Origin of the sequence: Bacillus sp. RC240 (genome assembly GCF_044907945.1) — a bacterium.
GTDB classification, from domain to species: domain Bacteria; phylum Bacillota; class Bacilli; order Bacillales; family Bacillaceae_G; genus Bacillus_A; species Bacillus_A mycoides.
Genome location: NZ_JBIYCT010000011.1, coordinates 53816 through 77501, shown reverse-complemented (window position 1 = coordinate 77501; position 23686 = coordinate 53816). Strand labels below are relative to the sequence as shown.

The window sequence follows — 23686 nt, the reverse complement described above, 5'->3', positions numbered from 1 at the left end:
TTGCATAAAAAATGCTAAACTAATACTGTAAAAAAATACACTACAATGAATGCAGCCAAAAGGGGTGTAGGAGATGATTAGTCAACTTTCATGGAAAGTTGGAGGCCAACAAGGTGAAGGAATTGAAAGTACAGGGGAAATCTTCTGTATTGCATTAAACCGATTAGGGTATTACCTATACGGTTACCGCCACTTCTCATCACGTATTAAAGGCGGCCATACAAATAATAAAATTCGTGTAAGTACAACAGAAGTACGCGCGATCTCAGATGATTTAGATATTTTAATTGCTTTTGATCAAGAAACAATTGATTTTAACTTCCACGAACTACGTCCGGGCGGAATTGTAGTTGCGGATGCGAAATTTAATCCGACAATACCTGATAATACAGATGTAAATCTATATGTGATACCGTTTACAGATATCGCTTCAGAATTAGGCACATCTTTAATGAAAAATATGGTTGCTGTTGGGGCATCTAGTGCGGTATTAGGATTAGACGAAACAGCTTATTTAGAGGTTGTTGAAGAAATCTTTGGTCGTAAAGGAGAGCAAGTCGTTCAAAAGAATATGGAAGCAATTAAACGCGGCTCTCAATACATGAAAGAATTGCTTGGTGAGAAAGTAAACATGATGCAGCTTGAAAAAGCTGATGGTCAGAAACGCATGTTTATGATTGGAAACGACGCAATCGCATTTGGTGCGGTAGCTGGTGGTGCTCGCTTTATGTCTGCATATCCAATCACACCTGCATCTGAAATTATGGAATATTTAATTAAAAAGTTACCAAAAGTCGGCGGAACAGTAATCCAAACTGAGGATGAAATCGCAGCTTGTACAATGGCGATCGGTGCAAACTACGCTGGTGTTCGTACATTAACAGCATCTGCTGGTCCTGGTCTTTCTTTAATGATGGAAGCAATTGGTTTAGCAGGTATTACTGAAACACCGCTAGTTATCATTGATACACAACGCGGTGGCCCAAGTACGGGCTTACCAACAAAACAAGAGCAGTCTGACTTAATGGCTATGATTTACGGAACGCATGGTGAAATTCCAAAAATCGTAATGGCGCCAAGTACAGTTGAAGAAGCTTTCTATGATATTGTAGAAGCGTTTAACTTAGCAGAAGAATATCAAGTGCCTGTTATTTTCTTAACAGATTTACAGCTTTCTTTAGGAAAGCAAACAGTAGAACCACTTAAGTTAGATAAAGTGGAAATTCGTCGTGGTAAGCTTGATTTAGAAGTAGAATTACCAGAACGTGAAAATAAAGCATACTTCAAGCGTTATGAAGTAACAGAAGATGGGATTTCACCACGTGTTTTACCTGGTATGAAAAATGGTATTCACCATGTTACAGGTGTAGAACATGATGAAACGGGTAAACCATCTGAATCAGCGTTAAATCGTAAAGATCAAATGGACAAACGTTTCCGTAAAATGGCGAATTTACAGTTTAATACCCCTATTTACAAAAATGCTAAGCATGATGACGCAGACGTATTGTTAGTAGGCTTTAACTCAACTCGTGGTGCGATCGAAGAGGCAATGCAGCGTTTAGAACAAGAAGGAATGAAAGTAAACCATGCCCATGTACGTTTAATTCATCCGTTCCCAACAGCTGAAATCGATCCACTTGTGAAAAAAGCGAAGCGTGTTGTAGTAGTAGAAAACAATGCAACTGGTCAGCTTGCTAACATTATGAAAATGAATCTTGGCAATGGTGAGAAAATTTCTAGTCTTTTAAAATACGATGGAAATCCATTCTTGCCGAAAGAGATTTACAACGAATGTAAAAAAGGGGTTGTATTAAATGGCAACATTTAAGGACTTTCGTAACAGTGTAAAACCAAACTGGTGCCCAGGTTGCGGAGACTTCTCGGTGCAGGCTGCGATTCAGCGTGCGGCAGCTAACGTTGGTTTAAATCCAGATGAGCTAGCTGTTATTTCTGGTATCGGCTGTTCCGGTCGTATTTCAGGGTATATTAATTCATATGGTTTGCATAGTATTCACGGACGTGCTCTTCCGATTGCACAAGGTGTGAAAATGGCAAATCGTGATTTAACAGTTATTGCATCCGGTGGTGACGGTGATGGTTTTGCGATTGGTATGGGACATACAATCCATTCTATTCGTCGTAACATTGATATTACGTACATCGTAATGGATAACCAAATTTACGGATTAACAAAAGGTCAAACTTCACCACGTAGTGAAGCTGGATTTAAAACGAAAAGTACACCACAAGGTTCAATTGAACCATCACTAAATGTTATGGAAATGGCTTTAACAGCTGGTGCGACATTTGTGGCGCAAAGCTTTTCAAGTGATTTAAAAGAATTAACGCAAATTATTGAAGCTGGTATTAATCATAAAGGCTTTTCATTAATTAATGTATTTAGTCCATGTGTTACTTACAATAAAGTAAATACTTATGATTGGTTTAAAGAGAATTTAACGAAACTAAGTACAGTAGAAGGATACGATCCATCTAACCGCATGATGGCTATGCAAACATTAATGGAAAAGAACGGGTTAGTAACAGGTTTAATTTATCAAAATACAAAGCAGCCCTCTTACCAAGAGCTTGTAAAAGACTATAGTGAAAAACCTTTAGTGCAAGCTGATTTGAATATGGATCAGAAAATGTTTGATGAGCTTGTTGCTGAATTTATGTAATGATCGGAGAGAAGGTTGCCACTTGGTAACCTTCTTTTTGAGTGAATAAAAATAATTAATAGATTTGTTTACTTAGAAAATTCTGAATGATAAAATAATATATAAATCGTTGTATAAAAATAGCATGTTCATTAACTGTGAAATGAAATATAGGATAAGAAGCCTTCTTCGTTAAAGTTGGCTAAAGGCTCTATACTATGATAATGTGTATAGGGATAAAGCAATATGCTTTTGGGTAGGACAAGATGAAATAATAAAAAGGGAATGTCTATTTGTGTGGGGAAGACTTCATTCTTACGGATGATTAGATCGATTACTCAAGTTTCAAAGGGCAAGTTATCTCTCATGCTATCTAACATCATTGAGATGGGTCTAAGCGCATTAAAATGGACTACAGAGTGTGTGTATAGTTAAGGGTGAAAGGAGATTACCGATGAACGAGCAACAACGATTAGCAAGTCGACAAGCAAATTCCTCTACGAAAAAAGAAGAGAAAGATTATAGTAAATACTTTGAAAGTGTATACCAACCACCTTCCTTGAAATTGGCGAAAAAGCGTGGGAAAGAAGAAGTTAAAATTGAAAGAGATTTTGGCCTACCTGAAGAGTTTCGCGATTTTGGCGCAGGAAGAAAGTTTTACATTCGTACATATGGCTGTCAAATGAATGAGCATGATACAGAAGTAATGGCTGGGATTTTTACAACACTTGGATATGAGCCAACCTTTTCAACTGAAGAGGCAGATGTAATTTTATTAAATACTTGTGCAATTCGTGAAAATGCTGAAAATAAAGTGTTCGGTGAACTTGGTCATTTAAAATCATTAAAGCGAAGAAATCCGGATCTTATAATTGGTGTATGTGGTTGTATGTCTCAAGAGGAATCTGTTGTAAATAAAATTATGCAAAAAAATCAGCATGTAGATATGGTGTTTGGTACACACAATATTCATAGATTACCGTATATCTTAAAGGACGCAATGTTCTCAAAAGAGACGGTAGTTGAAGTTTGGTCAAAAGAAGGGGATGTAATTGAAAACCTTCCGAAAGTACGTCGTGGTGATATTAAAGCTTGGGTAAATATTATGTATGGCTGTGATAAGTTTTGTACATATTGTATTGTACCGTATACACGCGGAAAAGAGCGCAGTAGACGTCCAGAAGATATTATTAAAGAAATTCGCCATTTAGCTGCGAACGGTTATAAAGAAATTACGTTACTTGGACAAAACGTAAACGCATACGGTAAAGACTTTGAAGATATACAATATGGTCTTGGCGATTTAATGGATGAACTTCGTAAAATCGATATCGCGCGTATTCGTTTTACAACAAGCCATCCACGTGATTTTGACAATCATTTAATTGATGTTCTTGGAAAAGGTGGTAACCTAGTAGAACATATCCACTTACCAGTTCAATCTGGTAGTACAGATATGCTTAAAATTATGGCGCGTAAATATTCGCGAGAACACTATTTAGAGCTTGTACGAAAAATTAAAGAAACAATTCCAAATGCAGTACTAACGACTGATATTATCGTTGGTTTCCCAAATGAAACGGACGAACAGTTTGAAGAGACGATGTCGTTATATCGTGAAGTAGGATTTGATACGGCATTTACATTTATTTATTCTCCGCGTGAAGGTACACCAGCTGCAAAAATGCAGGATAATGTTCCGATGGAAGTGAAGAAAGAGCGATTACAACGCTTAAATACACTAGTGAATGAATATGCAGTTAATAAGAATAAGCGTTATATAGGTCAAGTTGTAGAAGTATTAGTTGAGGGAGAAAGTAAGAATAATCCTGAAGTACTTGCGGGATATACACGTACGAATAAACTTGTAAACTTTGTTGCTTCAAAATCTTTAATTGGTCAGCTTGTGAAAGTAAAAATAACGGAAGCAAAAACTTGGTCTCTTAACGGGGAATTGGTTAAGGAGCCGATTGAGGTGAAATAATAGATGAAAGTATATACGAAAGATGAAATTGTTGAGCAAGCGAAAGAATTAGCGAAAATGATCTCTGAAACAGAAGAAGTCGATTTCTTTAAGCGAGCAGAAGCACAAATTCATAAAAATGAAAATGTAAAGCGAGCAATTGATGAAATAAAAGCTTTGCAAAAACAAGCAGTAAACTTGCAACATTATGGGAAATGGGAAGCTTTGAAAAAAGTAGAAGCTGAAATTGATGCACTTCAAGATAAGTTAGATAATATCCCAGTTGTACAGGAGTTTAAATCTTCACAAACGTATGTAAATGACTTACTACAGCTAGTTGCTAGTACCATTTCTAACAATGTAACAGATGAAATATTAGTTTCAACTGGCGGCGATGTGTTGAAGGGTGAAACTGGTGCAGCAGTAGAAAGTAAAAAAGGAAATTGTGGTTGTTAAAGAGATGTCTTATTGACATCTCTTTTTTTTTGTGGGTTATATCGGAAATTCTTCTCAAAAAAAAGAATGACACATTCCGCTATTGTCACGCATATGATTAAGTGAATAGTGATTGAGGAGGGTTACGAATGTCCGAATTTAGAGAGATTATTACAAAAGCAGTGGTTGGAAAAGGACGTAAGTATACAAAGTCAACGCATACATGTGAATCGAATAATGAGCCAACAAGTATTTTAGGGTGCTGGGTAATTAACCATTCGTACGAAGCGAGAAAGAATGGAAAACATGTGGAAATTGAAGGTTTCTATGATGTAAACACTTGGTATTCATTTGATGGAAACACAAAGACTGAAGTTGTAACAGAACGTGTTAACTACAATGATGAAGTAAGTATTGGGTATCGTGATAAAAACTTCTCTGGTGACGATTTAGAAATTATCGCTCGTGTAATTCAGCCGCCAAATTGTTTAGAAGCTCTTGTATCGCCAAATGGTAATAAAATTGTTGTGACGGTAGAACGTGAATTTGTAACAGAAGTAGTTGGGGAAACGAAAATTTGTGTAAGTGTAAATCCTGAAGGTTGCGTAGAATCAGACGAGGATTTCCAAGTCGATGATGATGAGTTTGAAGAATTAGATCCGAACTTTATCGTCGATGCAGAAGAAGAGTAAGAGAAAGCTAGGGAGAAGTTCTTCCTAGCTTTTTACAGTACATAAGTGGTTCTGCATGAACATGATTCCTTATGAAATGTGCTATAATGAGGAGAGACTCCTGGAATAGGAGATATGGATGTCCGTGAAGTGTGACATATATGAATATAGATTATTATGTAAGAATTATGGAGGAAAGACATGACGCAATATACGCCTATGATACAGCAATACTTAAAGGTTAAGGCAGACTATCAAGATGCCTTTTTATTTTTCCGATTAGGTGATTTTTATGAAATGTTCTTTGAAGATGCGGTTAAAGCAGCTCATGAACTTGAAATTACATTAACGAGCCGAGATGGTGGTAGTAGTGAACGTATACCGATGTGTGGTGTACCACATCATGCAGCTAAAAATTATATTGAACAACTTGTTGAAAAAGGATATAAAGTAGCTGTTTGTGAGCAAGTGGAAGACCCAAAAACAGCTAAAGGTGTAGTACGTCGTGAAGTAGTACAACTAATTACGCCAGGAACGATGATGGAAGGGCGTACAATAGACGAGAAGGAGAATAACTTCTTAGCAGCATTAACACATTTCGAAGATGGATCTTATGCGCTAGCTTGTAATGACTTAACGACTGGACAAAATACAGTGACGTTATTAACTGGTTCAGTAGAAGATATTTTATTAGAAGTGTATGCGACTGGTTCAAAAGAAATTGTTGTAGATTCTACATTTTCAAAAGATGAATTAAATAAGTTAACTGAAACATTAAAAATGACGATTTCGTATGAAGATGCAACAACTATTCCAGAAGGATTAGAACATCTTGTGAAAAGTGTTTCCCAAGCAAAATTAATTAAAGCAATTGGACGCTTATTTAACTATGTGATAAGAACACAAAAACGTTCATTAGATCACTTGCAACCAGTAGAAATTTATTACACGAATCAATTTATGAAAATTGATGTGCATTCAAAACGTAATTTAGAGTTAACAGAGACTCTTCGCACGAAGGAAAAGACAGGCTCATTATTATGGCTATTAGACAAAACAAAAACGGCTATGGGTGGGCGTATGTTAAAACAGTGGATGGAACGTCCGCTTATCCAGAAAGAAAAAGTTGAAGAGCGTTTAGAAATGGTTGAAACGTTTGTAAATGATTACTTCTTACGTGAAGATTTAAAAGAAAAGTTAAAAGAAGTATATGATTTAGAGCGTTTAGCAGGGAAAGTTGCATTTGGTAATGTAAATGCACGGGACTTATTACAATTAAGACGTTCTTTACTGCAAGTACCAGCTATTTTAGAAGCGATTAGTCTTTTAGATAATGCTTATGCAGCAAGGTTAATTCAAGGTGCAGATCCATGTGAGAGCTTAACTGAATTACTAGGAAGAAGTATTCAAGAAAACCCACCGCTTTCTATTAAAGATGGAGATATTATTAAAGATGGCTATAATGATAAGCTTGATCAATATCGTTACGTTAGTAAAAACGGAAAAACGTGGATTGCTGAGCTTGAAAAACGAGAGCGTGATATTACAGGGGTTAAATCATTAAAAATTGGGTACAACCGTATTTTCGGCTACTATATTGAAGTGACGAAGGCTAATCTTGCAGCACTTCCAGAAGGGCGCTATGAGCGTAAACAAACACTTGCAAATGCAGAGCGTTTCATAACAGATGAGCTAAAAGAAAAAGAAACATTAATCTTAGAAGCAGAAGAGAAAATTGTACAATTAGAATACGATTTATTTACAGCACTTCGCGAAGAAGTAAAAGTATTCATTCCGAAATTACAGCATTTAGCGAAAGTAATTAGTGAACTAGACGTACTGCAAAGCTTTGCGACAGTTAGTGAAGAAGAGCAGTTTGTAAAACCTGTTTTAACAAATAAGCGCGAAATCTTTATTAAAGATGGTCGTCATCCTGTCGTTGAAAAAGTATTGAACGGGAAATTGTATGTACCGAATGATTGTATTATGCCGGAGAAGATGGATGTCTTTTTAATTACAGGACCGAACATGTCTGGTAAAAGTACGTATATGAGACAATTAGCACTTGTTACTGTTATGTCACAAATTGGTTGTTTTGTACCAGCGACAGAAGCAGTATTACCTGTCTTCGATCAAATCTTTACGAGAATTGGTGCAGCGGATGATTTAATCTCAGGTCAAAGTACATTTATGGTTGAAATGTTAGAAGCGAAAAATGCAATTGCAAATGCATCAGAGAGAAGTTTAATTTTATTCGATGAAATTGGACGCGGTACATCCACGTATGATGGTATGGCACTTGCGCAAGCAATCATTGAACATATTCATGACCAAATTGGTGCGAAAACATTATTCTCTACACATTATCATGAATTAACAGTGTTAGAAGAAAGTTTAGACCAACTAAAGAATGTACATGTTTCAGCAATTGAAGAGAATGGAAAAGTAGTTTTCCTTCATAAAATTCAAGATGGAGCGGCTGATAAAAGTTACGGAATTCACGTTGCTCAACTTGCCGAGCTTCCAGAGAGCTTAATCGCTCGCGCGAAAGAAGTGTTAGCACAACTAGAAGGACAGGAAGAAATTGTTATTCCGAAACGAGTAGAAGTGAAAGTGCCAGAAGTCGCTCCAGAACCAGTTGTTGTAAAAGAAGAACCAGCAGAAATACAAGAAAAGAAAGAAGAGACTGAAGAAGATTCACAACTATCTTTCTTTGGAGGAGAACAGTCTTCGAAAAATCAAGACAAGCCTGTGCTAAATCCAAAAGAAACGGCAGTACTTGCACAAATTAAAAAGATTGATTTACTCGATATGACGCCTTTAGAAGCGATGAATGAACTGTATCGTTTACAGAAAAAGTTAAAGAAAGGATGAGTAAGTAGATGGGGAAAATTCGCAAACTCGATGATCAACTCTCTAACTTAATTGCGGCAGGGGAAGTAGTAGAGCGCCCGGCCTCAGTTGTAAAAGAACTCGTGGAAAATTCCATCGATGCGAATAGTACATCTATTGAAATCCACTTAGAAGAAGCTGGATTATCGAAGATTCGCATCATCGATAATGGAGATGGTATTGCTGAAGAAGATTGTATCGTTGCATTTGAACGACACGCAACGAGTAAAATTAAAGATGAAAATGATTTATTTCGTATAAGAACGCTCGGTTTCCGCGGAGAGGCCCTGCCGAGTATTGCCTCAGTGAGTGAATTAGAATTAATTACGAGCACAGGTGATGCGCCTGGTACACACCTTAGTATTAAAGGTGGAGACATTATAAAACAAGAGAAAACGGCAAGCCGAAAAGGAACAGATATTACTGTACAAAACTTATTTTTTAATACACCAGCGCGTCTTAAATATATGAAAACTATTCATACAGAGCTTGGGAACATTACAGATATCGTGTATCGTATTGCAATGTCTCATCCAGAAGTATCGTTAAAACTGTTTCATAATGAAAAGAAATTGCTTCATACATCAGGGAATGGTGATGTAAGACAAGTACTTGCATCGATTTACAGCATTCAAGTTGCGAAGAAGCTTATTCCGATTGAAGCTGAATCTCTAGACTTTACAATTAAAGGATATGTAACATTACCAGAAGTAACGAGAGCGTCGCGTAACTATATGTCAACGATTGTAAATGGCCGTTACGTTCGAAATTTCGTATTAATGAAAGCCATTCAGCAAGGATATCATACGTTATTGCCAATCGGACGATACCCAATCGGTTTCTTATCAATTGAAATGGATCCAATGCTTGTTGATGTCAACGTACATCCAGCAAAATTAGAAGTACGCTTTAGTAAAGAACAAGAATTGCTAAAGCTTATCGAAGAAACATTGCAAGCTGCATTCAAAAAAATACAACTCATTCCAGATGCTGGTGTAACAACGAGGAAAAAAGAAAAAGATGAAAGTGTGCAAGAACAGTTCAAGTTTGAGCATACAAAACCGAGAGAATCATCTATGCCTAACATCGTTTTACCAACAGGAATGGATGAGAAACAAGAAGAAACAACGACTGTAAAACAACCAGCACAACTGTGGCAACCGCCGAAGCAAGAATGGCAACCACCACAGTCACTAGTAAGAGAAGAGCAAAGCTGGCAGCCATCCTCTAAGCCGGTAATAGAACAAACGGTTCGAGAGGAAAAGGAATGGACTAGCAACGATGACGATTTTGAATTAGAGGAATTGGAAGAAGAAGTTCACGAAATAAAAGAGATTGAAATGAACGGTAACGATTTACCACCACTTTATCCAATTGGACAGATGCACGGAACATATATTTTCGCTCAAAATGATAACGGGCTATATATGATTGATCAGCATGCTGCGCAGGAGCGCATCAATTATGAATATTTCCGTGATAAAGTGGGACGAGTTACGCAAGAAGTACAAGAATTACTTGTACCGTACCGCATAGATTTATCTCTTACCGAATTTTTACGTGTCGAAGAGCAGTTAGAAGAACTAAAAAAAGTCGGACTATTTTTAGAGCAGTTTGGCCATCAATCCTTTATCGTTCGTTCGCATCCAACGTGGTTCCCGAAAGGACAAGAAACAGAAATCATTGATGAGATGATGGAGCAAGTCGTCAAACTAAAAAAAGTTGATATTAAAAAATTACGTGAAGAAGCAGCTATTATGATGAGCTGTAAAGCATCGATTAAAGCAAATCAATATTTAACGAACGATCAAATATTCGCTTTACTTGAAGAACTTCGTACAACAACAAACCCATATACATGTCCGCATGGAAGACCGATTCTGGTGCATCATTCTACTTATGAGTTGGAGAAGATGTTTAAGAGGGTTATGTAGGTATACTGTCCATAGAGAAAAAATGGTTCCTGGTTATTTTAATAAAATATAGAGAGAAATAAAAAGGAGCGATAGTAACAAGTCGCTCCTTTTTTAACATTCATTTATAAACTAGAAATAACCTACTTGTAATGTATATGTGCTTTCTCATTTTTTTTGTAAGGAAAGGGGTTTTTAATTTACAGATTTATCAGAATTATGTAAAGTGTATATAAAACCATAAAATGGGGTGTTCTTTATGTGTACTAGTTTGACATTACAGACAAAAAACGGTCAGCATCTTTTTGCAAGAACGATGGACTTCACATTAGATTTGAATCAAGAAGTAATAATCATTCCTCGGCATTACCAGTGGAATAATATAACTGGTGAAATCATCAATACGAAACATGCTACGGTCGGAATGGGAATTAATCATCAAGGAAGGATTATTATGGCGGACGGAGTAAATGAAGCAGGTATGACATGTGCAACACTCTATTTTCCAGGATTCGCTACTTATAGTCAAAGCATAGATGACAACAAAACGAATTTGGCTCCATTTGATTTTGTGACTTGGAGTCTCACACAATTCAATTCTGTCAAAGAGTTAAAGAAGTCTGTAGATAGCATTACCTTTTTGGATATACCATTACCGGATTTAGGACTTACGCCACCACTACATTGGATTTTAGCGGATAAATGGGGAGATTGTATTGTACTGGAGCCGACAAATGAAGGATTAAAAATGTATGACAACCCACTAGGAGTGATGACGAATAGTCCGGAGTTTAATTGGCATTTACAAAATTTAAGACAATATATTGGCCTTAAAGCGCAGCCATTCGCGCCAACAGAGTGGAGTGATTTACCATTAAGTGCTTTTGGGCAAGGCTCAGGCTCAATGGGACTTCCTGGGGATTTCACCCCGCCATCAAGGTTTGTGCGGGCAGCATATGGCAAACAAAATATTCAAGATATAGATAGCGAAGAAGAGGGAGTATCGGCCCTTTTTCATATCTTATCAAATTGCGAGGTTCCTAAAGGTGGAGTAATAACAGAAGAAGGTACATTAGATAATACCATATATACAAGCGTAATGTGTATGGAGTCCGGAACATATTATTACCATACCTACGATTGTAGACAGATTATAGCCATTCATTTATTTCATGAAAATTTAGATACAGATGAGATTAAAGCCTATTCGTTCCAACGAAAACAAAAAATATTTTATGAAAACTAAGTAGCTTTGAAACAACGCTTAGTAAATTTTTAAATATATATAATAGAGCAATAATGACCTATAAAAAGTAGGAATCGGAAGGGATATAATTGATAATCTAATAAGTAACCCGAATAAATATCCCTTAAGAAAAAATAGACGCAAAATATTCAAGGTATTATATAAATTCAATACAACGACTTCTAGAAGGGGCATTAAAGTGCTATTATGCAAAGTAAACATGAGCGTACTCCATTTATAAATAGCAACGAACAAAAAAGGTATGGAAAAAATCCATACCTTATATTTATAATTCAAGTTCTTCCATTATCTATGTATAAAAAAAGCGCTGTATATCAGCACTTTTTAAAAGTACATGAGTTGTATAAGAAAGATTTATACATTAATAAAAACATAACTATGCAAGGTCTAATATAGATTCTTATTTGGCACATTGTTACAAGGATTTATGCGATTATTTATTTTTATTATTATTAATTTTTTCAGTATATAAAACCTGCTCTTTATAATGCTTTTTAATTGGGAAGTTATGTGTACCAGAGCCGTTTTTGAAAGTTTTATTGATGGGGTTTTTTAGAGGGACTGTTGTAGTTTCAGTAAATTCGTATGGGTAATTTATTTTAGATTTATCTTCAAACATGAAAATGCCTCCTTTTTAGGATTTCCTGAATTCTTTACTATAACATGATATGCATATAGATTTTTTTTGGACTAGTTATTTATATAGGTTAATGGAATTTAATTACGTAACTACTGAAATATTTCAAAGGAAAACAATGTGAGAAATATATTATAATGATTTCTTTTATTTATTAGCGAAGGGAATCTTGCATATATATTCGTTATAGATTGTTTTTATAATGTAATATATATATAGTTTTCCTGATAATATAATGTGGAATATTATAGTGTTATTAGGTTATTAGGAACATTTAATGTTGTTTCACAACTGAAAGGGAATTGAAAAAAAACTGAAACTTTTCTCATAAAAATTCAATCTTACTTGAAAAATGAAAGGAAAATGAAATTTTTCAAAAGGAATTCTTTGTTAAGATAAAAAGCATACATACAAAAAAGTATTGACATATCTCAAAAAATGTATTTTGAGATATAGTGGGGGAAAAGATGAGATTAGAAAAACAATTAATAAAAAAGATGTATTATGAAACATTCCTAATGGAGAATGAAACACACCCACCTCTTCAAGTACTTGGAGAAGCTTATGTAAACGAAGAAAAAAATGAGATTTCTGATGGATCTTATATTCGTTTTGCACAAGGTGAATTTTATTATCACCATCAAGATTTTGAAGCAGCTATTTTTAAATGGGAGAAAGTTAGTAATGAATTAGCGCCATGGGCACAAAAAAATATTGCGGATGCTTACTTCGAACTTAATAGATTATCAGTTGCTGAAAATGTGTATACTTCCATTACTACTGATAACAAAATACTTATGACCGAAATTGTACTGCAATTACTGTCTCTTTACATCGAGCAAAATAATTTTGATTCAGCTTTCGCTGTTATAAAAGAAGCGGTTTCTTTAAATCCCGATTATCCAAACGTCACAACAATTGCCCGTTCCTTTTATGAAGAACAGCAAGATTTTGATAGTGCAATAGAGCTTGCTGTGAACGAGTTAATTCGAACAGAATCTTATCCGTGGTTTGAGGTCCTAAAAGAATACATCGATAAAGGATTTACTAAAAATATTTCACCAGACTATTTTTATAAAGTATTAGTTACATTAAATAATGTAGATCAAGTACAATTTACGCAAATTGTTTCATCACTTTGGCACAGCTATAAAGATGAACAAAATTACTTATTATGGCTCAACACAATAAATGAATTTTTCATACATATCGAAATACATTCGTCCGATATATGGGACGAAATTTCTTCTCTTTACGAAGAAACATACTTTGAATTAATTCAAGGTCAATATATGCTTAGACAACTACACGATATCATTCCAAATCTGTTAACAAATTGGTTAAAGGTAGTCAATCCCTCTCATGCTGTATTTCCATCTGCAGCAGTATTGGCATGGGATGAGATTTTTCCTTCTAAAATAGATTCAGCGGATATAAAAGATGCGGAAAACCTACTTTCATATTCTATTAATCATGTGAATGGCTTAGAGTATAGTTTACATCTTTTTGAATCTATTACACACTGGGCACAAGAACATAATTTAGAAATGGGTCACCGATTTAGCTGGTTAGTTGGTGAGCTTGCAGATTTAAGAACAAATCGCCTATTAGTAACTGGAACTTCAGGAAACGGAAAAGCGTCGTTTATTAACTCTATTTTAGGAGAAAATATATTAGAAAACTCAATCTCAAATGTAGTTGTTTTTAAAAATGACACTTATACAGAAATTAACGCTATAACAGATTCGGAAATTACAACAACTGAGAATTTCTCTGATTTCCATAACATGATGGCAGTACACCGTCAAACATATAGAGATAGAGCATGTGTTGAATTTAAGTTACCATGCAGATTTTTAAGTAAAAACAAACTTACATGCGTTGTTACACCTAGCTTTAATAGGAACAATGATGCGAGAGATGAGGTGTTTGAATATTTAAATTCTGTAGATGAATTATTATTCGTATTGAATGCGGATTCACCTTTTACTGACAAAGAACGTGACATTCTATTAAGTATCCAAGAACATACACCACATCTACAAGTTCATTTTTTATTAAATAAAATTGATAACATTTACAATGAAGCAGAAGCAAAAAGAGTTATACAAGATACGCAAGTGAGAATTAACACATATTTCCCTAATGCAAGAGTTTTCCCTTATTCTTCGTTATATACAAATAGTAAACAACTAAACGATTTAACTGAGTTTATTCATTTTAACTTTAACTATAAAAATATCGATGCAGAACGTACTGAAAAGCTATTGTTTTTCATTCGAAAAACAATTACATATCTTTTGGATAAACGCGTCGAGAGGGAAAAAGATCTAGTGGATTCTATTAATTCGAATGAAGATATGTTAGTTAAACTTAATGGTTGTATTAATAACCTTACTGCTTTTGAGAAGGAAAAAATTCATTTAATTACAGAATCATATCGTACGATGAAAAGCGAAATTACTAATGATCTTAAAGAACATATTCCGAAACTATTGCAGAGTTGTTCCGATTTAATTAGTGAAGAAAGCGACTTTAGTCACATTGATATTGAACTAAACACAGCGATGAATGGAAGAGTGCAACAATATCTAGAACAAACTGTATTACCTAATCTTGCTCGCTCTATGCAAAATTGGATTGCGACCTCTAATAATGAGCTCCTTCAAAGTCAATTGTACTTAAAAGAAACCAGTGAAGGACTTAATTCTTTATTTGGAGAAAATCGAATACAGTTAGAATGTGACTTTAAAGTAATTGATGACTGGCGCAGAGATACTGATAGAATGACAACTAGAATACAAATGGAAGAAGTAAATATTTTACGCCGATTTACACCAGCGCAATTTTTACTGAAAAGTGCCGGTAAATTATTTGGAGTTCTTCCTAAAAATAAAGCTATGCTATATAACAAATACAAACAGTATTTAGAAAATGAAGATTATACCGATGTAACGACTTCTATTATGAAGAAGTTTTTCTTGCAATTTGAGCTGTTTGAAAACACACAAGAGCGGGATATTAATATGTTCTTTAGAAATCCATTTGGTGCGTTGGAACAAGCTATAGAAAACACTCATTTAGAAATAAAAGAAAAACAAGATAAATTGCATAAAATGAAATCAAACCCTGAAGTTTACCATGATCCTATAAAGCTCTTTGAATTGAGATTACGTCAATGTGAAGTAATCTTGAATATAGGTGAGGATAATTCCTATACAGATGTAACTTTAGAAACAAGCGTAGAATAAAAGTAAAATATATCAGATTTTTTATATAAAATTGCACCATGTGTTATAAGAAAGTAAAAAGGGAGCAACTTTTAATAAGTTGCTCCTTTGCCATATAGATTATTTTTCAGTTTCTTTAATTTTAGTTTTTACTTCTCCAGTTTTAATTTTATTACTTTCTGAGAAACGTAATAAATCGCCTTCAATAATTTTGTCAGACATTCGTAATTCATTTTGTGCACGGTTAATCATTTCTTGAGCTTCTTTTTTTGGTAAATCTACAACCTCACCTGTTTCTCGATTATAAAAAGTATGATTTGTATATGCATACTGGTCTGTAATAAAGCTACCATCACGTAAAACAACAAAACCGGTATATTCATCTGAAAACATATCATGGCCAAAACGGATATCGTTAGTAGTATCAATCCCTAATAAATTTAGAATGGTAGGTTTCATATCGATTTGTCCCGTAGGCTTTGAAATAGTTTGACCTTCTGTTTGGCCAGGGATATGAATATATAAAGGTGTGCGTTGTAAATTTAAAGTATCAAATTCTGTTATTTGATCTTTTTCTAAAAACTGTGCCATTGCGCGATTATGTTTTTCAGAAATGCCGTAATGATCACCGTATAACACAATAATAGAATCATCATACATTCCCTCGGCTTTTAAACGTTCAATAAATTTTTTAATTGATTTGTCTAAGTAACGTGCTGTTACGATGTAACGATCAAATACGCCATTACCAGAGTTGTATGGTTCAATGAATTTTGTATCTTCATCATACGTAAATGGATAATGGTTTGTTAAAGTAAGGAAACGAGCGTAAAATGGTTGATCAACAGTTTTTAATATATCTACTGATTGATCAAAGTATTCGATATCTTTTAATCCCCAATTTAAATTTGTTTCGGGCGTAATTTTGTAATCAAGTTCATTATAGTAACGATCATAACCAAGAGCGGAGTACATAATATTACGATTCCAGAATGTTGCGTTATTCGCATGGAATACAGAAGTGAAATAGCCTTGCTGACGTAAAATTTCTGGAGTCGCAGTATAATCGTTGTTACCGTGCGTGAAGAATACAGCACCTCGATTTAATGGATACAACGATGTATCTATTAGAAATTCAGAATCCGATGTTTTTCCTTGACCAGTTTGGTGGAAAAAGTTATCGAAATAATAGCTTTCATTTATGAATTCATTTAAGAATGGCGTAACTTCTTGACCGTTAACTGATGCACCTATTAAAAAGGTTTGCAAAGATTCAAGAGTAACGACAATTACGTTTTTTCCTTTCGCTGCACCAAACATATTAGGATTTGGTTCACTTTGGTTTGATTTTACGTAGTTTTCAGTTTCTTGTAATTTACTACTATCTGCAAGTGCCTTTTGGGATCCAGCCTTTACTTGTAGTGTTAAATCATATACTTGATGAGTGTATAGTCCTAAATTTTTCACAAGCATTACGCGGTCGAAGGATCTCGTTAATAATTCAGGTCGTTCTTTTTCTGCAAGCTGTAGATTTGCAAAAAATACACCAATTGTTAAAAGAAAATATAATAAGCGTGAAGAATGAGTTACACGTTCTGTTTTAAAGACTATTGCTTTCTTTTTTAATAAAATAAAGAAGAAAATAATGTCTACGAATGCGAGTATAGTTTTGTAGTTCAATATTTCTATAATACTGCCGCCTAATTGGCCGAAGTTTGATGTTTGTCCAAGTACTGGTAACGTAACGAAATCATTATAAAAATCATAGAACATTACATTCCCAACAAGTACGATTGTTAATAAGAGATTAATACATAGCGCTATATAATTTCTCTTTTCACCGGTTGCAAATAATGCTAATCCAACAAATGCTAACGATGCAGCGAGAGGGCTAATAAACAAAATAAGTTCTTGTGTAGAAGACTCAATTTTTAAATCAAAACTGAATCGCGTAATAAGATATGTTTTTAACCATACTGCTAAAGCAATTATTATAACAAAGCTTATATTTTGCAGTTGTAAATTTATTTTATTTTTCATTTTTACACCTTCTTTATAGAATTTATTTAACTAATGTTATATATTATATTTTTATAACTATTAGAGTGTGGTGAACCATTTAGATTATATTTTTCTAAAGGTAATAATTTGAAGTATTCATATACATATAATGGAGAATTTTAAAGCGAAGTAACATAAATCTAATTTTTTTAGAAACGGAGCAGAAAAAGTCATAGTTGTAGTAAAAAATACTTATAGACATCCTAACATATTAAACACTACGGCGATGTTACAAAATATCGAACAAATGAAAGTGAAAATGAATAGATGATTTTTAAACTATTGACATTTAACCAGTTTAAATTTTCAGAAAAGAAAGCTTGAAGAAAACGGTTATATTAATTAGTAGAAAACTACATTCTATATAGAATGTAGTTTTTCATGTGTGTTCAATATATCCCGTAAAATCCTGATTCTTTGTGGCTTAATCATCAGCGGGGGAGGGATAATAATTTCGTTAAAGCTATTATTAGATAAGTAAAGTGTTGGTGAAACTTAAAACATTTGACTGGTATCTTAATTAAAAAGTTTAAATACCTGATAAATATTTTCCAACATACAGACCACTTGCAGCTGCTTGAGATAATGAATGAGTGACGCCTGAACAATCTCCAATTAAAAATAGCCCATTCATACTTGTTTCAAAATGGTTATTGATTTTTATTGTAGGAGCGTAGAACTTTCCATCAATTCCATATAATAAAGTATCTTTATCGATAGGTTCTTGGATAAATTGTTCTAAACGTAATAAAAATTTTTTGAGTCCTTCAATATATAATGGAGGAATTTCTTCATTCAAATCTCCATAATCTCCGTGTAGTGTAGGCTGTATACGATTACGTTTCATGTTGTTCTCCGCTGTAGGTTGTTTCTTTATTAAGTCCTCTAAACGCTGTATAACAATCCGATTTCGTCCTTGGTTAATGCTTTTAATAATTGAACTTGCGTATACATTTGCTTCTTTGAGAGTTGGAAAATAGCGCGGGATAAATAAAGTGAAATTTAAGTTAGAAGTGCCAGTTCCTTGCTCTCGAAAATTTTGACCGTCAGGCATAACTAAACCTTCTTCATACTTTCGAATAATGCGTCCTTTTGGATTCATACAGTAAGTAGTAGCCGTGAAATGTTCATGCTGATAAGAAAGTTTCGTCTCAAATGTATCTTTTAATATAGAACGTAATTGATGTTCTTTCATCTCTACCCTAATACCTAAATCTATACGGGTTTGCTCCTGTGCAATTTCAAGGGAAGAGCACATTTCTTTTAACCAATCCGTTCCAGAACGCCCAGTTGCAAATACTAATTGCTTAGAATGGACAGTTCCTTGATTTGTAGATATTTTAAAATGGTCTTGCTGCTTAACGACATGTTGTACATCTATATGAAATCGGATATTTATTTTCGTAAGTAAAAATTCGTAGAGCTGCTGAAAAATGTTACTTGAAAGTGTAGTACCAAGATGCCTTACTTCTGTTGTTAGCATTTGTAAACCACAAGCTTCAGCTCTCTTAGTGAGATTTAGATTTTCTGTAGAATATTTTGAAACGGAACTTCCACCAAACTGACATAGAATTTCATCTACTTCAGCCATGAGTTGTATAAAAGCTTTTTTACCTACTTTTTGCTCAAGTTCGCCACCAAATCCATTTGTATAATTAAATTTCCCTTCAGACTTTCCTAAACCACCAAATCCGAAATATTTATCACATGTAGTACAATTACACACTTTTCCTTGGTCTAAAGGACAATGGCGATCTTTTAGCGCTTTACCTTTATCAAGAATTAAAATCTTTTTGTTACTTTGGGCTAATGAATAAGCCATAAAGATGCTACTTACTCCAGCTCCGATAATTGTAACATCATACATATTCTTTCACCTGCTAACGAATAGTTTGTTTTTTATTTTCTTAGTGTATAACACTTTTATGAAGTTAAGAAATAGCTTTTATTAATAAAGAGGGAGTTTTTGAACTTGATGCTTTTTTAATTTCTCCGAGTGGTGGAGTAAATACAAATGTTTTTATTTGAAAGAAGAAATAGATTTAAATGATCACTATGTCATATGATTAATAAAATCTTACATATAAAAAAACAGACCTTTTAAGTGAAGAGGTCTGCTAATCATTGGAAATAGTTGTTAAGTGCATAAATTTGAAGAGAATTATAGTTTTATTTAGCGAAGACGTGGTTACCGATTACCGCTACTGTTTGACGTGTCGTAATCCATTTGTTTGTTGAAGTTTTTGGATTATAAAAATAAAGCCAATCAGAATTTATTCCATTTGTAGAGATAGCCTCTTCTACTGCCATTTTTGCTTCTGCGCTTGCAGGCTGATTAATTCTACCATCAGTAACAGGAGTAAATGCATATCCGCGTTTAATAGGTTCATAAATAACACCTGTTATTGTATTTGGAAAACCATTTGCATTTACACGATTCAAGATAACTTTCGCCACCGCTACTTTTCCTTTATATGATTCGCCACCTGCCTCAGCAGTAACTAAGCGTGCCATTAAGTCTTTTTCTTTTTCTGAAATACTTGAATTGATTTTTAAATGTTGTCCTGTATAAAGCTTGTTTCCGACTGTATTGTTAATTTGTTTTATAGATTGAACGGTAACATTGTAACGCTTTGCTATAATTTCTAATGAATCTCCCGGCTGTACTTGATAAATAATTTGTCCAGAGATGTTCTTAGGTTTGTCGTTTTGATGAACAGTGACCTCATTTGATTTCATGGATCCTGGAATATGTAACTGTTCACCAATAAAAGTTTGATCTTTTCCTTTATTATTTGCTTGTTTAATAGATTGTATTGAAACTCCATATTGTTTACTGATACCCCAAAGTGTATCATTCTTTTTTACTGTATGAATGGTGGAAGCCTCAGCTACACCTTGATTACATACGAATGTAATTGCTGCCGCAGATAAAGGAATTATATGTTTTATTTTTAATAATTTCATTGTAAATCCTCCCAATAAAAAATTAAGTTTTAACTGTTGAGTAATGTAGTTCAGAGTATATAAGGTATGTATTTATATTTTAATATAAGTATATTAGCACGTATAGAATAAATAATCATTATAAGTTTTTTATTTATATCATGTAGGACCCAAATATGAAATATTGCATATGAAAGCCCATTGAAGTTCGAGTTGTTGCTTACTATAATTTATCTAGTGAAAAGGGATATTAAATTTTTTTAATGCATTGAGATGAGAATATGTGGATGTTTTTAAATTTTACTTCTATGCAATATTCCATATTTATGAAACATTATTTATTAAGTAGCTTATATTATATTCAATAAGTTTGATATAAAACAGAAAAAGAGAGGGATAAAAATGAGCAATAAGAAGTTTATTTTGAAATTATTCATATGTAGTACTATACTTAGCACATTTGTATTTGCTTTCAATGATAAGCAAGCAGTTGCTGCTAGCGCTGGTAATGGGCTTGAAAACTGGTCAAAATGGATGCAACCTATACCCGATAACGTACCGTTAGCACGGATTTCAATTCCAGGAACACATGATAGTGGAACGTTCAAGTTGCAAAATCCGATAAAGCAAGTATGGGGAATGACGCAAGAATATAATTTTCGTTACCAAATGGATCACGGAGCTAGAATTTTTGATATTAGAGGGCGTTTAACAGATGATAATACGATAGTTCTTCATCATGGGCCATTATATCTTTATGTAACATTGCATGAATTTATAAATGAAGCGAAACAATTTTTAAAAGATAATCCAAGTGAAACGATTATTATGTCTTTAAAAAAAGAGTATGAGGATATGAAAGGGGCAGAAGATTCATTTAGTAGTACGTTTGAAAAAAAATATTTTCCTGATCCTATCTTTTTAAAAACAGAAGGGAATATAAGACTTGGAGATGCTCGAGGAAAAATTGTGCTACTAGAAAGATACAGTGGTAGTAATGAATCTGGAGGATATAATAATTTTTATTGGCCAGATAATGAGACGTTTACGACAACTGTAAATCAAAGTGTAAATGTAACAGTACAAGATAAATATAAAGTGAGTTATGATGAGAAAGTAAAATCTATTAAAGATACGATAAATGAAACGATTAACAACAGTGAAGATTGTAATCATCTATATATTAATTTTACAAGCTTGTCTTCTGGTGGTACAGCATGGAATAGTCCATATTATTATGCGTCCTACATAAATCCTGAAATTGCAAACTATATGAAGCAAAAGAATCCTACGAGAGTGGGCTGGGTAATTCAAGATTATATAAATGAAAAATGGTCCCCAATACTTTATGAAGAAGTTATAAGAGCGAATAAGTCACTTGTAAAAGAGTAAAGATTGTCATAGTAAGAAGCGATGAAATACATCGCTTCTTTTTTGTTTTCTAAAAATTAACATCAAATATAGCTTTACATATCGTACGTTCATGATAGAAAAAAATCGAAACTTAAGCTATAATTACTACATATAAAATTTGTACCTATAAATTTTATATGTAGTAATGAATTTGATTTGTTGTAATGAAACGGAGGTATATACTATGAAGTTTCCACATGATTTTTTATTCGGAGCTGCTTCAGCTTCTTATCAAGTAGAAGGTGCATGGAATGAGGATGGAAAAGGTGTTACGAATTGGGATGAGTTTTCAAAAATTCCTGGCAAAACATACGATGGAACAAATGGTGATATAGCGGTTGATCATTATCATCGATATAAGGAAGATGTTCGTTTAATGGCTGAGATGGGATTGGAATCGTATCGTTTTTCGATTTCTTGGGCGAGAATATTGCCGACTGGAGATGGAGAGGTAAATGAAAAAGGAATTGAATTTTATAACAATTTAATTGATGAATGTTTAAAGTACGGGATTGTACCGTTTGCCACTTTATATCATTGGGATCTACCATTACCGTTAGAAAAAGATGGTGGGTGGACGAATAAACGAACAGCAGAGGCTTTTGTAAAGTATGCAGAAATTTGCTTTAAGGCATTTGGTGATAGAGTGAAACATTGGATTACTTTCAATGAAACAGTAATGTTTTGTGGATTAGGCTATTTAAAAGGTGCACATCCACCAGGAATACAAAATGATGTTCCAAAGTATTTTCAAGCGACTCATTATGTATTTTATGCGCATGCGAAAACAGTTGCGGTGTACAAGCAGCTGAAACAGTATGGGGAGATTGGGATTACACATGTTTTCTTACCTGCTTATAGTGTGGATGATCAAAAAGAAAATATACTAGCAGCAACTCATGCGAATGAATATGAAACGTATTGGTACTACGATCCAGTTTTAAAAGGTGAGTATCCGTCTTATGTTGTACAACAATTAAAGGAAAATGGGTGGACTCCTAATTGGACGGTTGAAGAATTAGAAATCATTAAACAAAATGCCGAAAAAAATGATTTTATCGGCTTGAATTATTATCAGCCAATACGAGTAGAAAGATATGATATGGATATAAAGAGCGAGGAGCATTCTCGAGAAAACTCAACACTTGCTCCAGGTAATCCTTCTTTTGATGGTTTTTATCGAACAGTAAAAATGGATGATAAAACATATACCAAATGGGGTTGGGAAATATCTCCCGAAGGTTTCTTAGATGGATTGCATATGTTGAAAGCGCGTTACGGTGACATAAAGATGTATGTAACGGAAAATGGACTTGGTGATGAAGATCCAATCATTGACGGAGAAATTGTAGATGTTCCGCGAATTAAATTTATTGAAGAGCATTTAAAAGTAATGAAGCGTGCAATTCAAGAGGGAATTAATTTAAAAGGTTATTATGCATGGTCAGTTATTGATTTGTTAAGTTGGTTAAATGGATATAAAAAGCAATATGGCTTTATTTTTGTCGATCATAATGATAACTTAAAACGTAAGAAGAAACTTTCGTTTCATTGGTATAAACATGTGATCGAAACGAGAGGAGAAGAGTTATAAC

The 23686-nt window shown here is 33.9% G+C and carries 15 protein-coding genes; 11 read left to right on the top strand and 4 right to left on the bottom strand.

The genetic code is table 11. The annotated features are described in order from the left end of the window. Positions 1 to 73 precede the first annotated feature (73 nt). The 8 genes from ABH955_RS24930 to ABH955_RS24895 all read left to right on the top strand — a co-directional run bounded on the left by ABH955_RS24930 (position 74) and on the right by ABH955_RS24895 (position 11783). Positions 74 to 1831: a 2-oxoacid:acceptor oxidoreductase subunit alpha gene (locus ABH955_RS24930; protein ID WP_016092174.1), complete on the top strand. Its 1758-nt coding sequence runs from the start codon at positions 74 to 76 to the stop codon at positions 1829 to 1831. Continuing rightward, the gene (locus ABH955_RS24925; protein ID WP_002088040.1) at positions 1818 to 2684 is read left to right on the top strand and encodes a 2-oxoacid:ferredoxin oxidoreductase subunit beta; all 867 of its coding nucleotides are present in this window, start codon (positions 1818 to 1820) and stop codon (positions 2682 to 2684) included. The genes ABH955_RS24930 and ABH955_RS24925 overlap by 14 nt, the downstream gene beginning before the upstream one ends. A 433-nt stretch (positions 2685 to 3117) precedes the next feature. Further along, complete coding sequence (gene miaB / locus ABH955_RS24920; RefSeq protein WP_404447986.1) at positions 3118 to 4647, top strand: tRNA (N6-isopentenyl adenosine(37)-C2)-methylthiotransferase MiaB; 1530 nt, start codon at positions 3118 to 3120, stop codon at positions 4645 to 4647. 3 nt (positions 4648 to 4650) lie between these two features. Further along, complete coding sequence (locus ABH955_RS24915; RefSeq protein ID WP_002033698.1) at positions 4651 to 5082, top strand: YlbF/YmcA family competence regulator; 432 nt, start codon at positions 4651 to 4653, stop codon at positions 5080 to 5082. Between the two features lie 128 nt (positions 5083 to 5210). Continuing rightward, positions 5211 to 5753, top strand: a complete 543-nt coding sequence (gene cotE, locus ABH955_RS24910; protein ID WP_002014610.1) for an outer spore coat protein CotE — start codon at positions 5211 to 5213, stop codon at positions 5751 to 5753. Between the two features lie 180 nt (positions 5754 to 5933). Further along, on the top strand, positions 5934 to 8606 hold the full coding sequence (gene mutS / locus ABH955_RS24905; protein WP_002128699.1) for a DNA mismatch repair protein MutS: 2673 nt from the start codon (positions 5934 to 5936) through the stop codon (positions 8604 to 8606). A gap of 8 nt (positions 8607 to 8614) precedes the next feature. Next, positions 8615 to 10558: a DNA mismatch repair endonuclease MutL gene (gene mutL / locus ABH955_RS24900; RefSeq protein ID WP_002167757.1), complete on the top strand. Its 1944-nt coding sequence runs from the start codon at positions 8615 to 8617 to the stop codon at positions 10556 to 10558. A 238-nt stretch (positions 10559 to 10796) separates the two neighbouring features. Then, complete coding sequence (locus ABH955_RS24895; protein WP_372488811.1) at positions 10797 to 11783, top strand: choloylglycine hydrolase family protein; 987 nt, start codon at positions 10797 to 10799, stop codon at positions 11781 to 11783. A 454-nt stretch (positions 11784 to 12237) separates the two neighbouring features. Here the strand turns inward: ABH955_RS24895 and ABH955_RS24890 are convergent, their stop codons facing one another. Then, complete coding sequence (locus ABH955_RS24890) at positions 12238 to 12423, bottom strand: hypothetical protein (RefSeq protein WP_000461142.1); 186 nt, start codon at positions 12421 to 12423, stop codon at positions 12238 to 12240. Between the two features lie 485 nt (positions 12424 to 12908). Here ABH955_RS24890 and ABH955_RS24885 point away from each other — a divergent pair, with 485 nt between their 5' ends. Further along, the gene (locus ABH955_RS24885; RefSeq protein ID WP_404457391.1) at positions 12909 to 15692 is read left to right on the top strand and encodes a dynamin family protein; all 2784 of its coding nucleotides are present in this window, start codon (positions 12909 to 12911) and stop codon (positions 15690 to 15692) included. A gap of 99 nt (positions 15693 to 15791) precedes the next feature. Here the strand turns inward: ABH955_RS24885 and ABH955_RS24880 are convergent, their stop codons facing one another. The 3 genes from ABH955_RS24880 to ABH955_RS24870 all read right to left on the bottom strand — a co-directional run bounded on the left by ABH955_RS24880 (position 15792) and on the right by ABH955_RS24870 (position 20699). After that, complete coding sequence (locus ABH955_RS24880) at positions 15792 to 17711, bottom strand: LTA synthase family protein (RefSeq protein ID WP_404491780.1); 1920 nt, start codon at positions 17709 to 17711, stop codon at positions 15792 to 15794. Positions 17712 to 18261: 550 nt separating this feature from the next. Then, on the bottom strand, positions 18262 to 19599 hold the full coding sequence (locus tag ABH955_RS24875; protein ID WP_404491779.1) for an NAD(P)/FAD-dependent oxidoreductase: 1338 nt from the start codon (positions 19597 to 19599) through the stop codon (positions 18262 to 18264). Between the two features lie 302 nt (positions 19600 to 19901). Next, a complete protein-coding gene (locus tag ABH955_RS24870) occupies positions 19902 to 20699 on the bottom strand; it encodes a cell wall hydrolase (protein WP_404448004.1) in 798 nt (265 codons plus the stop codon). Between the two features lie 381 nt (positions 20700 to 21080). Here ABH955_RS24870 and ABH955_RS24865 point away from each other — a divergent pair, with 381 nt between their 5' ends. Both ABH955_RS24865 and ABH955_RS24860 read left to right on the top strand, forming a co-directional pair. Beyond that, positions 21081 to 22070 carry a phosphatidylinositol-specific phospholipase C gene (locus ABH955_RS24865; RefSeq protein WP_404457387.1) on the top strand — a complete coding sequence of 330 codons (990 nt, stop codon included), beginning with the start codon at positions 21081 to 21083 and terminating at the stop codon, positions 22068 to 22070. Between the two features lie 205 nt (positions 22071 to 22275). Then, positions 22276 to 23685 (top strand): glycoside hydrolase family 1 protein, encoded by a 1410-nt coding sequence (locus ABH955_RS24860; RefSeq protein WP_103458250.1) that lies wholly within the window; start codon positions 22276 to 22278, stop codon positions 23683 to 23685. Position 23686: the final 1 nt, after the last annotated feature.